Origin of the sequence: Chryseobacterium lathyri, assembly GCF_019970085.1 — a bacterium.
Classification (GTDB): domain Bacteria; phylum Bacteroidota; class Bacteroidia; order Flavobacteriales; family Weeksellaceae; genus Chryseobacterium; species Chryseobacterium lathyri.
In genome coordinates this window covers 442539-456970 of sequence record NZ_JAHXYG010000003.1, presented here as the reverse complement: position 1 = coordinate 456970, position 14432 = coordinate 442539, and the positions used below count along the sequence as shown (strand labels likewise).

At 37.5% G+C, this 14432-nt stretch carries 19 protein-coding genes; 4 read left to right on the top strand and 15 right to left on the bottom strand.

Annotated features, from left to right (window positions below):
- Window positions 1-19 precede the first annotated feature (19 nt).
- The 14 genes from LC418_RS11450 to tpx all read right to left on the bottom strand — a co-directional run bounded on the left by LC418_RS11450 (window position 20) and on the right by tpx (window position 8950).
- Window positions 20-886 carry a VOC family protein gene (locus LC418_RS11450; protein WP_223559218.1) on the bottom strand — a complete coding sequence of 289 codons (867 nt, stop codon included), beginning with the start codon at window positions 884-886 and terminating at the stop codon, window positions 20-22.
- 84 nt (window positions 887-970) lie between these two features.
- A complete protein-coding gene (locus LC418_RS11445) occupies window positions 971-1210 on the bottom strand; it encodes a helix-hairpin-helix domain-containing protein (RefSeq protein ID WP_223559217.1) in 240 nt (79 codons plus the stop codon).
- 35 nt (window positions 1211-1245) lie between these two features.
- The gene (locus LC418_RS11440; protein WP_223559216.1) at window positions 1246-1659 is read right to left on the bottom strand and encodes an SRPBCC family protein; all 414 of its coding nucleotides are present in this window, start codon (window positions 1657-1659) and stop codon (window positions 1246-1248) included.
- A 76-nt stretch (window positions 1660-1735) separates the two neighbouring features.
- On the bottom strand, window positions 1736-2167 hold the full coding sequence (locus LC418_RS11435; protein WP_111954979.1) for a VOC family protein: 432 nt from the start codon (window positions 2165-2167) through the stop codon (window positions 1736-1738).
- Between the two features lie 104 nt (window positions 2168-2271).
- Entirely contained in the window at window positions 2272-3048 is a 777-nt protein-coding gene (locus LC418_RS11430) for an alpha/beta fold hydrolase (RefSeq protein ID WP_223559215.1), read from the bottom strand.
- 3 nt (window positions 3049-3051) lie between these two features.
- Window positions 3052-3576: a DinB family protein gene (locus tag LC418_RS11425; protein WP_223559214.1), complete on the bottom strand. Its 525-nt coding sequence runs from the start codon at window positions 3574-3576 to the stop codon at window positions 3052-3054.
- A gap of 78 nt (window positions 3577-3654) precedes the next feature.
- Complete coding sequence (locus LC418_RS11420) at window positions 3655-4116, bottom strand: DinB family protein (protein ID WP_111954973.1); 462 nt, start codon at window positions 4114-4116, stop codon at window positions 3655-3657.
- A 35-nt stretch (window positions 4117-4151) separates the two neighbouring features.
- The gene (locus tag LC418_RS11415; RefSeq protein WP_111954971.1) at window positions 4152-4562 is read right to left on the bottom strand and encodes a VOC family protein; all 411 of its coding nucleotides are present in this window, start codon (window positions 4560-4562) and stop codon (window positions 4152-4154) included.
- Between the two features lie 77 nt (window positions 4563-4639).
- Window positions 4640-5230, bottom strand: coding sequence for a Crp/Fnr family transcriptional regulator (locus LC418_RS11410; RefSeq protein ID WP_111954969.1), 591 nt, complete (start codon window positions 5228-5230; stop codon window positions 4640-4642).
- 180 nt (window positions 5231-5410) lie between these two features.
- Window positions 5411-6622 carry a DUF763 domain-containing protein gene (locus LC418_RS11405; protein WP_223559213.1) on the bottom strand — a complete coding sequence of 404 codons (1212 nt, stop codon included), beginning with the start codon at window positions 6620-6622 and terminating at the stop codon, window positions 5411-5413.
- Between the two features lie 131 nt (window positions 6623-6753).
- Window positions 6754-7158: a glyoxalase superfamily protein gene (locus LC418_RS11400; protein ID WP_223559212.1), complete on the bottom strand. Its 405-nt coding sequence runs from the start codon at window positions 7156-7158 to the stop codon at window positions 6754-6756.
- 46 nt (window positions 7159-7204) lie between these two features.
- On the bottom strand, window positions 7205-7552 hold the full coding sequence (locus tag LC418_RS11395) for a VOC family protein (protein WP_223559211.1): 348 nt from the start codon (window positions 7550-7552) through the stop codon (window positions 7205-7207).
- A gap of 36 nt (window positions 7553-7588) precedes the next feature.
- A complete protein-coding gene (locus LC418_RS11390) occupies window positions 7589-8296 on the bottom strand; it encodes a hypothetical protein (RefSeq protein WP_223559210.1) in 708 nt (235 codons plus the stop codon).
- Window positions 8297-8452: 156 nt separating this feature from the next.
- Entirely contained in the window at window positions 8453-8950 is a 498-nt protein-coding gene (tpx, locus tag LC418_RS11385) for a thiol peroxidase (protein ID WP_111954959.1), read from the bottom strand.
- Window positions 8951-9111: 161 nt separating this feature from the next.
- Here tpx and LC418_RS11380 point away from each other — a divergent pair, with 161 nt between their 5' ends.
- The 3 genes from LC418_RS11380 to LC418_RS11370 all read left to right on the top strand — a co-directional run bounded on the left by LC418_RS11380 (window position 9112) and on the right by LC418_RS11370 (window position 13093).
- Window positions 9112-9564 (top strand): T9SS type A sorting domain-containing protein, encoded by a 453-nt coding sequence (locus LC418_RS11380; protein ID WP_223559209.1) that lies wholly within the window; start codon window positions 9112-9114, stop codon window positions 9562-9564.
- Between the two features lie 12 nt (window positions 9565-9576).
- Window positions 9577-10668 carry a hypothetical protein gene (locus LC418_RS11375; protein ID WP_223559208.1) on the top strand — a complete coding sequence of 364 codons (1092 nt, stop codon included), beginning with the start codon at window positions 9577-9579 and terminating at the stop codon, window positions 10666-10668.
- A gap of 205 nt (window positions 10669-10873) precedes the next feature.
- Entirely contained in the window at window positions 10874-13093 is a 2220-nt protein-coding gene (locus tag LC418_RS11370; RefSeq protein WP_223559207.1) for an NADP-dependent isocitrate dehydrogenase, read from the top strand.
- A gap of 107 nt (window positions 13094-13200) precedes the next feature.
- On the opposite strand, the gene LC418_RS11365 is transcribed toward LC418_RS11370, so the two are convergent.
- Window positions 13201-13539, bottom strand: coding sequence for a winged helix-turn-helix transcriptional regulator (locus LC418_RS11365; RefSeq protein ID WP_040994435.1), 339 nt, complete (start codon window positions 13537-13539; stop codon window positions 13201-13203).
- Between the two features lie 102 nt (window positions 13540-13641).
- Here LC418_RS11365 and LC418_RS11360 point away from each other — a divergent pair, with 102 nt between their 5' ends.
- A complete protein-coding gene (locus LC418_RS11360; protein ID WP_223559206.1) occupies window positions 13642-14388 on the top strand; it encodes an SDR family oxidoreductase in 747 nt (248 codons plus the stop codon).
- The last annotated feature ends 44 nt before the right edge of the window (window positions 14389-14432 follow it).

The window sequence follows — 14432 nt, the reverse complement described above, 5'->3', positions numbered from 1 at the left end:
GAGAAATCCGTCGTTTCTTTTACGAATTATAAGCCTCTTCCAGGTCTTTTATAACAATCTTCTGCATCTTCATCATGGCCTGTACTACTTTTTGTGATTTTGACTGATCGGAGTCGTTCATCAGCTGAATGAGCTTTTTCGGAACAATCTGCCAGCTGAGGCCATATCTGTCTTTCAACCACCCGCACATGCTTTCTCTTCCGCCATCTGAAATAAGGGTATTCCATAGATAGTCTGTCTGTTCCTGATCATCCGTCATGATTACAATAGAAATTCCTTCATTAAAATCAAACTGATGGTCATAAGAATTATCCATACAGAAGAAGCTGTAACCGTCAATAATAAAATGGGCATGCTGTACATTTTCTGCCGGTTCGGATATAGGATGTCCTTCTCCACCATCACCATATTTCAGGATATTTCCAATGCTCGAATTGGGGAATGTTTTGGTGTAAAACTCCATTGCTTCTCTTGCCTTTCCGTTATTTTGATGGATAAACATCAGCGTAGGGATAATTTTCTGATCTTCTGGCTTATCTCCTAAAAACAGCTGCCAGGTAACGCCGTATTTGTCCTGCACCCAGCCGTATTTCTTACTCCAGGAATAGGAATCGAGTGCCATGAGAGCAATTCCTTCTTCTACAAGTTTGTCCCAATATTGCTGTACTTCGTTTTCTGTTTTACAAATTACCATGAAGGAAACTGAAGGATTCTTTTTAAAATGAGGCCCACCGTTCAGCAGCATCAATTTCTGCCCAAAGAGATCAATGTTCATGACTACGGGAGTATCAGCGGTGATTTTTCCGTTAAATACTTCACAATAAAATTCTGCTGCTTCCTTTGATTCTGCGTCGAACCAGAGACATGGAAAAATATCGTTATTCATACTATTAAATTTAGGAGTGAAAATATAGTTTATTGATCATCGCTGGCAAAGGCTGCAATGAAAGATCCGGTATTTTTTTAATAATCAGTTCCTGAAAGAAATCTGATGTTCTTCCATATGGTTTTTCAGTCTTTCCATAGCATTTCTTCCGAAACCATGAAGGTTCATGATCTCTTCTTCAGAATAGCCCGAAAGTTTTTCGAGAGAATCGATTTTTTCTCTTTCCAAAGCTCTTCTTGCCGGTACTGCAATAATGCCAGACAGGAAATTATTATTTTTAACAACATGATTAACAGCACAAATGGAGCTTAAACATTTTGCCATTATGACCAGATTTATCATGACTGAAATTAAGTGTTTTAGTGATTTTCAACATACTTGTGAAAATTATTGAGAATAGCATACCAGCCATTCCGCTGCATTTCCACAGAATTCTGTTTTTCGGGGTCAAAAATTTCGGTAACTTTTGTAGTATTTTCGTCTATCTTATCAAAAATAATCTCAACTTTCCGGCCGTCTTCCAAATGATATTTAATCGTGGAATTCGTAACCACTTCATCATAGATTCCTTCAAACTCAAAACCGAAACTTTTGTCTTTTGCTTCCATTCTGGTTTTAAATTTCCCTCCTACTCTTAAGTCGTTTTCGGAACTGGGACACTGCCAGGATTCATCGGCAAAATTCCATTTCGTAATATGTTGTGGGGCATTAAAATAATTCCAGACTTTTTCTACCGGGGCTAAAATTGTGATATCTATCTTAATAGGATCCATTGTTTTATTTTTTTTAATTAAATAAAAAGGCAGTCCGGGTTTGAACTGCCCTCAATAAATTTAGTTAAATATAAGACTATTTTGCAGATTCTTCATTATAGTTCACCATCCAATGAACTCCATATTTATCCTGGAAACTACCGAAATAGTCTCCCCAAAACTGGTCTTCAATCGGCATTTCTATATTTCCACCTTCAGAAAGGCCTTTGAACAGTCTGTCAGCTTCTTCTTTGGATTCCGGGAAAATGGATACATAATTATTATTTCCTACGTTAAGGCTCTGCCCGAAGCTTGGAACAATATCCGAAGCCATAAGAAGGTCATCTCCGATAGGCAACGCAATATGCATCACCCTGTTTTTTTCTTCGTCTGATAAGTTTTCGGTTCCCGGGGCATTGCCCATTTTGAAAACCTCTCCACGGAATTCTCCTCCGAAAACAGATTTGTAAAAGTTGAAAGCTTCTTCTGCTTTCCCGTCAAAATTTAAGTACGGATTTAATTTAGCCATGATTTCTGATTTTTAAATGTTATTGTTAATTAAATTAAGTTTTAAGTTAAACCATTAAGTTTGATTAAGCTTTTAAGAATATTAAGAGCTATCATCATATAGCCTTAATGATTTAAAAATTTTGTTACTTCACTTACTGTAAAGTTTATAAGATTGGAATCTGTGTTTCCTTCGAAATCTGCCATCATGTAGGATCCGTGGCCTGCCGGAAGGATCATCAGTTCGGATTCGGGGACCAGACGCCACATTTCCACTACATGTTCAGGTTTCATCACATCTTTGTCTCCACTTATGAATAAGGCAGGAGCTTTTATAGATGTCAGGACTTTCTCATCCCAATCCTCAAAAGTCTGCATCCTTTTGCTGTCTTTCTCAAACAGGTTTTCTAGTTTTGAAAAATCAGGATTCAGGTTAAGGAAATTAATCTTAAGAGGTTCCGGCATAGATTCGAGAGTAGCTCCTGCCATGCTTTCGAAAAAACCGTCCATCATACCGCCTCTTTTGTAGAATGCAGATGCAATAATGATCTTTTCGGTTATTTCAGGATAAAGATGCGCAATCTGCATCACCGTGCTTCCACCGTTGCTGAACCCCCAGAATGAAGCTTTTCCGATATGAAGTTCCTTTAAAAGAGCTGCTACATCATGGGCATCCTGTTCAAAGGTTTCGGGAATGTCGCGATGATCGGTCATTCCGTGATTCTGCAGATCAATACCTATGAGCTGAAACTGGGTTTCAAGCCTGGAAATTATTTCTTTAAAATCAAACAGAATGGAAGATCCTCCGCCATGAATGAGTACCAAAGGTTTTCCGGAACCATAAATCTCGTAGTACATACGGATTCCGTTGACCTGTTTATAGCCTTTTTCTTTAGGTTCCATTGATTAATACTTTAGATTTTCATCTACCTCGTATTTCATGCCCGGATAATCCAGAATTTTTCTCATAAGACCTATCTGCCCACATAAATAGTCTTCACGGCCGATACACATTCCTACGAAATTGAGTTTGGTTTCACGGATAAAAGGAATATTCATCCCGATCTCAAAGATTTCATCCAGCTCTTCATCCGTAACTTCCCAAAGCTTCTGGTATACTTTTGGCGAAATATCGTGAAAATTTTTCTCCAGTTCATCCAAGCTCGGATAGTTGTAATGTTCATCCAGAGCCTTTCCCTGAAAGAAAAGATCGCTGTGAGGATCTTCGTCTCTGAGTCCTAAAACCCAACCCAGGCCATAGCGCATATTGACAAAGTTTCCTGCCATCCAGCCGATATGGTTGGTTTTTCCTTCAATTCTTTTCAAAGCATCTTCTTCCGAAATGCCTTCCAAAACATTGAGAAAGTTTTGAGAGTGCATTCTGTAAGCCGGAATAACGAGCTCCATTTTTTTTGATTTTGGTGCGTCCATTCTTTAATTTTTAGTGATTGGTGTCTTTTGTAAGGAATATAGAGTTCTTCTACAGTTTTTTTAAAATTCTAAGCGTGGCTATTTTACAGCACCGGGTTTTCCTAAGATTCTTCTGAGATATCCCAACTGTCCACTATGATAAATTTCGTGAAGACAAAAGATAGCAATATCATTAATTGTTTCAGGATTAAACTTTTCAATACTGATGAGTTTTGCTTCAAGCTTGTCCTGGGATTTTTGCAGATAGGATTTTAATTCTTCAAAACCTACTAGCTCATCTTTTCTTTCGAGCGGTATCTCTCCCCTGTTATAGCAGGAAAATTTATTGTTGTCCCAGACAGATTCTTCTCCAAGGGTATTCAGAAATGCATTCCTTATGTAAATTAAATGCCCCAGAACCCAGTTCAGGCAGTTGGCTTCACCATTTGGGAAGATCATAGCTTCTTCATGGGTAATGCCTTCGGTATTCATTGAAATGACTTTGTAATTGCTGAATACCTGGACTTTCACTATTTCAATGTCGTTTGATTTTGTTTCCATAGCAGCAAGATTTTATTGTGAATAATCTTTGATCTTTATTCAGTTGGCATCTGGGAAACATCGGCAAACGTTATGTTCCAGCCATGACCATTTAAGTCCCAAAAAGAGTTTTGATACATCCATCCGTAATCCTGGGGTTCTTCGTGCTGCGAAGCTCCATTTTCCAGGGCTGTATTCACTACCTGATCAACTTCTTCACGGCTGTCCAGAGCAATAGCAACAAGAACCTGTGTTGTATCGCCTTTCGGAACCGGTCTTTCGGAAAAAGTCTGGAAGTATTCCTCTGTCAGGAACATGACGTAAATGTTATCTTCCTTCATCACTACGCAGACTGCTTTGTCATCTGAAAATTGCTCATTAATCGCAAATCCGAGCCTGGTCCAGAATTCTTTTGTTTTCTGTACATCTTTTACCGGAAGGTTGACATAAATTTGATTGGCTTTCATAATAGTAATTTTTTGTGTTAATCTTTTAACCAAAATTACCAAGCCTTGATGAAAATCAACTTGCCATAAGACAAGATTTAATTTTTCTTCGAATGGGATACAATTTCTTTGCGGATACGGCTTAAGGAAGTGTCTGTTACGCCCAGATAGGATGCAATTTGTTTGAGAGGAGCAAACTGTACCACCTGGGGTTTCTGCTCCAAAAGATTAAGATAACGCCTGGTAGCGGAAAGAGTAAACATTTCTACAGAGCGCTGTTTATAGACAAAAAGCTCTTTTGACATCCATGCTCTTCCCCATTCTCTGAGATTGGGGATTTTATGGAAAAGCTCCTGAAATGTCTCATAATCAAATTTCCAGCATTCACAGTCTGTAATACAAATGATATTTTCCTGGGTTGGAATTCTCTGAAAAATCGACAATACCTCAATAATGATCTCGTTATCAGCAAAAAAATGTGTGGTTACTTCATTCCCGCTAAAGTCGTTCACATAGGAACGAGCTAAGCCTTTTTCCAGGATATAATATTCATTAGCCGTCTTTCCTTCTTCAAGAATACTATCTCCTTTCTGGAACGAAACTTTTTCATGAGCCTGGAATATTTCGTCAAGCTCTTCCTGAAGAAAAAACGGGAAATCGTAACAGATCTCTAAGGCTTTGCTGATCATAGAGTTATTGCTTTTTTAAAGCTTTAAAAATATAATTTTTAATTGAATCCTGAATATAAAAAATTAAACAAATTGATGGAATGCACAAAAAGAACCCCATTTTACTGTATTGTTATCAATTGTTTTTATTCTTTCTAAATAATTAAACAGTTTTTTAATTACCTCTACTAACCTTTAATATTAGAACAAAGAAAGCTGGATCGGTTTTGGGTTTTTAGGTGGTTGTGCGTCCCCGAATACTGTTTTCCCTCCAAAGCGCCATGAATTCTGTCTTTCTTCCTCTATCACCTGCTGGATATCAAAATCGGGAGTAAAATCTTTTTCAGTGGCTGCAACAATCTGATGCAGTTTGTTTAAAGTATTCAGCTTGTCGGAATTTCCAAGTTTTGATTTTTCAATTCCTTTTCTGAGAATACTGATGCTTTCGTCATAAGTTTTGGTAGGAACCGGGAAAGGATGTCCGTCTTTTCCGCCATGAGCAAAAGAAAACCTCGCCGGATCGGCAAATCTTGAAGGTGCACCGTGAATAACTTCACTCACTAATGCTAAAGACTGCATAGTTCTGGGTCCTACTCCTTCCAGCATTAAAAGGTCTTCAAAATTCTGAGGCTGCTGCTCACGGGTCACATACAAAAGAGCTCCAAGGCGTTTTAAATCAACATCTGAAGCCTGCACATCATGATGAGCCGGAAGAATTAATCTTGAAAAATCTTTCATTACATCAATAGAATCAGTCTGGGAAATATCCAGAATTCCCTGGCGGTTTTCTGAGGCATGAGCATCTGTAAGATTGAGGATTCTTCCTCGTGAGATACCATTGATTCCTGTGTGCGGCTCTTCTATAAATGATTTGATATTTCCTGAATGCCAGTGGTACCGCCTTGCAGTACCATCAGTTTCATGCATTCCCTGCTGCACTACACTCCAGCTTCCGTTGTCTGCCAAAATAAAATTATGGAGATAAAGCTGGTAACCATCCTGAATGGCCGTATTGTCTACTTTTGCAGAAAGTTTACTGGCTCTTACAAGCTCATGGCCATTCAGGCCTGTTTTATCAGCAATCTGAAGGAGCTCTGACGGAGTTTCTCGTGAGAATTTACCCTTTCCACCGCAGATATAAAGTCCCAGTGATTTTGAATTGGGATTAATGGACCGTTTCAAAGCGCCCATGACAGAAGTTGTAATCCCTGAGGAATGCCAGTCCATGCCCATCACAGCCCCAAAACTCTGGAACCAGAACGGATCTGCAAGCCTACGGAGAACCTCATCTTTTCCGTAATCCATCAGGATCACTTCAATCATGGAAAGCCCGAGCACAGACATACGCTCATACAGCCACGGCGGTACTTTTCCGTAGTGTAAGGGCAGATCTGCTGTTCCTGAACGTTTCATTCTACAAAGGTAGTTATCGTATTATTATCTTTTGATGATTAGGATCATCTGTTTGATTAAGTTTTTGGCTAAAGCCACAGGAAGATTATTTTTTTAGAACGGGCTGAAGCCCGTCCCTATTGATAAATTTATTAGTGTATTGAAAAGAATTCCAGATTCTGATGCTTCTTTTCGTCAAATTCTTCATTGAAGATTATTTTATTTCCAAAAGGGTCGTCTACAGTAAATGAAACTGCTCCATAAAATGTTTTCTCCAATCCGGGACGATTGTATTTATACTTCTTATCCAGGAGCTCTTTATGGTATTCCGCAACTTCCTGCCCCCAAATAAATACCCGGCTTCCGGGTGTTCCGTCTCCGTGATGTTCACTTAAGTGAAAAACTATATCTCCTTTTTCCACTTCCATGTAAACAGGGGCATTTTCTTCAAAATAATGTTCCCATACTATTTTAAACCCCAACCAGTCTACATAAAACTCTACGGCTTTTTGATAGTCGAAGATTCTGAGAATAGGAATAATCCGTGTTGCTTTCATAATAAAAATTCTATAGTGAAAATGATAATTTCTGCTGACAAACAAGCTATTGATGCGAGAGTATATTGATTAAATTTCCAAACGGATCTTTTACAAAAAACCTTCGTACTCCCCAATCTTCATTGGTGATCCCGTAAGTGATTTCAAAACCGGCCTGCTGCATTTTTTCGTAGAGTTCATCTACATGATCAACTTCCATCGAAAGTAGCGGAACCTCCGTATCATTTCCGCCCTGGGTGGCAAAACTTACCTGAACCTGCGCTTCTTCATGGTTTCCGAAAGTCTTGATCCAGCCATGATCCATCAGGATTTCGAGACCCAAAATATCTTTATAAAAGCGATCTGTATCAGCTAAATGATCTGTTTTTATATTGGCTACAATTCTCTTTACCATTTTATACAAATTAAGAGTTTACAATATAGATTACTGTTAATAATAAGTGATTGTTCTTACAATTTTCTGTATAATTTCTTTATCATCTGGAGTTTCAGAATCATAAAACTCTTCAGATAAGATACGCTCTACCCAGTTGCCTTTTTCATCATATTTATATGCAAATTTAAAATATCTCGGGGCTTCATCTTTTCCGGCAGTAATGATATAGTCCTGCAAGTCACCATATTTATTATAGTAATATTTAATATATTTATTTTCAGCAATAAGCTTATTGGTCCCGGGATCTACCTTTGATGAATAAGCCAGATAGTCAATACTTATGTCCTCAATAGATGAAGATGTTAAAAGGATTACGGGTTCTTTCTCATATACTATATTTTCTATTTTATTATCACGGGGCTGCTGATAGGCTTTTATAGATTTACTTACAAGTTTCACCAAAAAGGGTTCTCCTTCTTTATTGAAATTTAAATCAATCTGGTCAGTATATCCCTTATAATAATATGTATTCGTATTTCCTGAAGTATCATAGTTGAAAATTTCCCATTGGGTCGTTTTAACATTACCAATCAGATCATAATTTTCATATTTCTTGTTTTGAAATTTTTTGGGTGTACTGGTTTCTGAACGGAATTCTGTCTTCTTTTTCTCCTGCCCGCTGCAGGCAATAAAGAAAAGTAAAAGCAGAAGCGTTGAAAAGCGTAAGTAATAAACTCTCCTGTTAAATTTAATTATTTTCATGGTATTAATTTTTTAATGCGGTTAATAAGATAACTCGAAGCTCAATTATTCAACCATGGGTTAGAGTTGTTGTAACTCGTTTATTTATTCTCCAGAGTCAAAAAAAGCCTTGTGAACGGGTTTTCCACAAGGCTTTATACAATCTTACTATTATAATTACTTCAATGCATCAATTGCTGCGCTGTAATTAGGTTCGGTCGTAATTTCCGGAACCTGCTCTGTATAGACAACCTTGTTGTTTTCGTCTGTAACAATTACGGCGCGGCTCAGCAGTCCTTTCATAGGTGAATCTGTAATAGTTACTTCATAATCATCTCCAAAACTGCTTCTGAAATCTGAAAGTGTTTCTACATTGTTTAAGCCTTCAGCTGCACAGAATCTTCCCAATGCAAAAGGAAGATCTTTGGAAACATTAATCACTACCGTATTATCAAGTTTTGAAGCTTCTTCATTGAATTTTCTTGCAGATGCGGCACAAATCCCTGTATCAATACTCGGGAAGATATTGAATACTTTCTTTTTTCCATCAAAATCTGAAAGAAGTTTCACGTTCAGACCGGAATCCACCAACGCAAAATCTCTTACGGTGGTTCCTACTGATGGAAGGGTTCCTATTGTATTTACTTCGTTTCCTTTAAGGGTAATCGTTGACATAATTTTATTTTTTTAGTTTTTCAAATTTACTTAAAATAGAAAGTCTTCTGAGTCAAATAAAGGTTAAATAATTCTTAAAGTGAAAATAAAAAAACTTATTTGTTGCAGATAATTTACTTGAAACAAATTTTAATTATATTCACAATCCAAAAAAAATAACTATGCGAAAAAAAATTACTTTCCTGCTCTTCGGAGTGCCGGTTTTTGGCTTCGCTCAGTCTGTGATCGGCAACATCAATTCCGGGGCAGTTTCTGACACCAATTTCACGCATTCCGTAGGGGAAATCTATGTAATTCCTACTGATCCTAACCAGGCTAATTCAGGAACTATGGGAATGTTCTATCAATCTGTATTACAGGTTTTGGGCGTTAAAGAACTTGAAAAAGACAATGTTAAGATCTATCCCAACCCAACCGCTGACTTTGTTTATGTGACTTTAAAATCAAATTCAAAAATTGAAGATGCAGAAATCTATGACGCTTCGGGAAGACTTGTTTTAAAAACGAAAATTGACAGCGGGAAACTGGATCTTCGAAGCCTTAATTCCGGAATTTACATGATCTCTTTTAAAAATCCAGATCTTAAACCTATTAAAATCATTAAAAAACCTTAAAAACTATCAAACATGAAAAAACTTTACGCTGCACTTGGATTATTTGCTGCTACACTTTTAAGTGCACAGGTTCCGCAGGCTTTCAGCTATCAGACTATTGCTTTTAATGCAACCGGAGCTCCAATTGCGAATGGAAACGTTGCTTTGAAAATCAGTATTTTAGAAAATAGCGCAACTGGAAATGTTTTATATACGGAAACCCATAACAAAACAACCAATGCGAAAGGTTTGGTTAATTTAAATATCGGTCAGGGAACTGCTACAACAGGAACTTTTGCAGGGATCAACTGGGGAACAAATTCGAAATTTGTAAAGGTAGAAATGGATCCTGCAGGAGGAAGTAATTATACCAATGTTGGAGTGAATCAGCTGATGAGTGTTCCTTATGCTTTGGTTGCGGGCAGTGTTCAAACACAGCAAAATGTAAATAATACAGTTATATCTTCAAATAGAAATAATAACGGAAAAGGAATTGTCGTAGTATATTCTGACAATGAAGCAAAAGGATATTATGTAAGTCCAACAGGAGGTACTGGAAATTGGAACGGTATAGCTACCTTTTCTTCTCCAATCATAGGATCAACAGCCTCTAATTATACTGTTGTAGTGTATTCTGACAATGAAGCAAAAGGCTATTATGTAAGCCCAAATGGAGGAACAGGGATTTGGAATGGAACAGCTACTTTTTCTTCTCCAATCATAGGCGCCATTTCATCAAATTATTTTAATATTATTTATTCGGAAAACGAGGCCAAAAGTTTTTACGTAAGTCCAGCGGGAGGTACTGGAAACTGGAATGGTACAGCTAGTTTCTCTTCTCCGATCAAAGGAGCAATTTCATCAAATTTCATAACTGTAGTCTATTCTGATAATGAAGCAAAAGGATACTATGTGAGTCCAAATGGAGGAACAGGGACTTGGAATGGTATAGCAAATTTTTCCTCTCCAATCAAAGGAGCTTTTACATCTGGAGAGGTGATTGTCGTTTATTCAGATACCGAAGCTAAGGGATATTATATTAGTCCAACAGGAGGTACTGGAAATTGGAATGGCACAGTAAATTTTTCTTCACCAATTAAAGGTGGAATTTCTACTGCAAAATAGCATTAAAATATCAAGAAAAATAAATTTACGTGAAAATATTTTTCTTGATTAGCAAGTAAATATAAATTTGCCAGAATTTATAAAATTACACAAATATAAATTTAAGAGGCGTAAGCCTCTTTTTTTATTTAAAATACCTTCATAAAACAATCATATTTAGTAAATTTGTGATTCTTAAAAATCAAATAATAAATACACAAGTATAATGTCAGACAAATCAAAAATCTATTACACTCTTACGGATGAGGCTCCAATGTTGGCAACCCACTCGTTTTTACCTATTGTAAAAGCTTTTACAAAATCGGCAAACATTGAAATTGCAGTTCCGGATATTTCTTTGGCTGGAAGAATTTTGGCCAACTTCCCTGAGTTTTTGAAAGATGACCAGAAAATCGGTGATGCATTGGCTGAATTAGGTCAATTGGCAACTCAACCGGATGCAAACATTATCAAATTACCTAATATTTCAGCTTCAGCTCCTCAGCTTGATGAGGCTATTGCTGAATTACAGTCTAAAGGTTTCGCAGTTCCCAATTATCCTGCAGAGCCTAAAAATGACGAAGAAAAAGCCATTAAAGCCAAATATGCCAAAGTTTTAGGAAGTGCCGTAAACCCTGTGCTAAGAGAAGGAAATTCTGACAGACGTGCTCCAAAAGCTGTTAAAAACTATGCAAAAGCCAACCCTCACAGAATGGGTGACTGGGCTTCTGACAGCAAAACTGATGTTGCTCACATGGAGGGAGGAGATTTCTACGGAACTGAAACTTCAACCACTGTAGAAAACGCTACAAAATTCAAAATTACGTTCAAAGGTAATGATGGTGCTGAAACTTTATTAAAAGATTTCGCAGGTCTTCAGGCCGGAGAAGTAATTGATTCTTCTGTAATGAATTTAAACTCTTTGAAAGCATTTGTTCAAAAAGCGATTGATGAGGCTAAAAACAAAAACGTACTTCTTTCTGCTCACCTGAAAGCGACGATGATGAAGATCTCTGATCCTATTATTTTCGGGGCTATCGTAGAAACTTATTTCAAAGATGTTTTCACTAAATATGCAGAGACATTCAAGTCTTTAGATGTTAACCCAAATAACGGTCTTGCCGATCTTTTCGAAAAAATTAAAGGCAATGCTCAGGAAGCTGAAATCAAAGCTGATATTGAAGCTGCTTTAGCTAACGGACCAAGAGTCGCTATGGTAAATTCCGATAAAGGTATTACCAACTTCCATGTTCCTTCTGACATCATTGTTGACGCATCTATGGCTGCTTTGGTAAGAGGAGGCGGTAAAATGTGGAACAAGGACGGAAACGAAGAAGATACAGTTTGTATTATTCCGGACCGTTCTTACGCAGGTTTCTATCAGTCTGTTATTGATGATATGAAAGCTCACGGAAAACTGGATCCTACGACTATGGGTTCTGTTCCAAACGTAGGTTTAATGGCTCAGAAAGCTGAAGAATATGGTTCTCACGACAAAACTTTCCAGGCAACAGCAGACGGAACTATCGAGGTTCAGGATGAAGCCGGAAACGTTCTTCTTTCTCAGAAAGTGGAAAAAGGAGATATCTTCAGAATGTGTCAGACTAAAGATTCTCCCATCCAGGACTGGGTAAAACTGGCAGTAAACAGATCAAGATTATCCGATACACCTGCTATTTTCTGGTTAGACAAAGGAAGAGCACATGACAGAGAGATTATCAAAAAAGTAGAAAAATACCTTAAAGATCACGATACGGCAGGTCTTGACATCAGAATTCTTGATGTAAAAGATGCCATGACTGAAACGCTGAAAAGAGCAAGAGAAGGAAAAGATACCATCTCTGTTTCAGGAAACGTATTGAGAGATTATTTAACGGATCTTTTCCCTATCCTTGAATTAGGAACTTCTGCTAAAATGCTTTCTATCGTTCCATTGATGAACGGAGGAGGTTTATTTGAAACAGGTGCCGGAGGTTCAGCTCCAAAACACATCGAGCAGTTCCTGGAAGAAGGTTATCTGAGATGGGATTCTCTAGGGGAATTCCTTGCACTTCAGGCTTCTTTAGAACATTTGGCTCAGACACAGGGAAATACAAAATCTCAGGTTTTAGCTGATGCACTGGATGAAGCTAATGCTAAATTCTTAGCTACCGATAAATCTCCTGCAAGAAAAGTAGGCCAGATCGACAACAGAGGCTCTCACTTCTATTTAGCAATGTACTGGGCAGAAGCTTTAGCTAACCAGACAGCAGACGCTGAATTGGCAGCTCATTTCGCTCCGGTTGCAGCAGCATTGCAGGAAAGTGAAGCTGTTATTAACGAAGAATTAATCAGCGCTCAGGGTAAACCTCAGAATATTGACGGTTACTACAAAACGGATACCTACAAAACGTATGCAGCCATGAGACCAAGCACTGTTTTAAATGAAATTATTGACGGAATTTAATTTCTGAATTGATATAAATAAAAGCTCCTTTCTATAAGGAGCTTTTTTTATTTTAAACACTTTTCAATACAGATAGTATTAATTTTTTTAGACTGAATATCAATTTTTTAAATTTTATCCTCCACAATCACCCTCCTGTGCTCTCTTCCCCAATTGATCATTTCTGCAATGATTTTTCCAAATGTTCTGCAGTATTCTGTAGGTTCATATTCTATTAAAACCGGAGTATCAGGGTAAACATTTCGTTTGACCAATTTATTCAGCTCCATGTCTTTTAACTCTTTTGAAAGCATTCTTGTGGTAATTCCCGGTATACTACGTTCGATCTCGCGAAAACGTCTGTGTCCGTTACAGATTGAGTTGATCACAGGAATTCTCCATTTTCCTCCAATAAAATAGAGGGTATCCTGCAGGGCTCTTAGTTCTTCGGTTTGGTCTCTTTCCATAAATGCAAAGTTAAATGATATCATTAATGATACTGATATACTCTGTGATACTGATTACAAAAGTATATCAATTTGAAATAACTTTGTCAAAAAATTTTAGAAATGAATACATTTAAGAACAAACTAGCTATTGTGACCGGAGGAAACAGTGGAATTGGCTATGCAACTGCAAAGGAATTAATAGCAGAAGGTGCAACAGTGATTATTACCGGAAGAAGAAAAGAGGCTATTGAAAAAGCAGCTGAAGAATTGGGAGCCATCCCGTTTGTAGCAGATCAGGGAAAATTAGAAGATATTGAATCTTTAAAATCAAAAATCGACAGTCAGTTTGAAAAAGTTGACATCTTGTTTATTAATGCAGGAATTACAGGAACATTAGGCTCAATTGAAAATATGAGCTCAGAGAATTTCGACCAGGTAATGGATATCAATTTTCGGGGAGCTTATTTCACATTAAGCAAATTCATTCCTTTATTAAATACCGGTGCTTCGGTTGTTTTTTTATCATCGGTTGTCGCATCCACTTACAAACCCAACAGTTCGGTTTACCAGGCAAGTAAAGCAGCTTTAAATTCAATTGCAAAAACAGCTGCTGCAGAACTAGCACCAAGAAAGATTCGTGTCAATATGGTAAGCCCGGGACCTACGAAAACAAACATCATGACCAAAGCAGGTCTGGATAAAAAGACATTGGAAGGACTAGATGAATGGCTGATTGATCAAATTCCTTTGAAAAAAATGGGAGCTGTGGAAGATATTGCAAAAGCCGTACTGTATTTATCAGACAATAATTTGGCAAGCTTTATAACAGGTACGGAAATTATTATTGACGGAGGAATGGTGCTGTAGTTGGAAGTAAGGAGGCTGGGAGTTAGTATCATAAACTTTCAGCT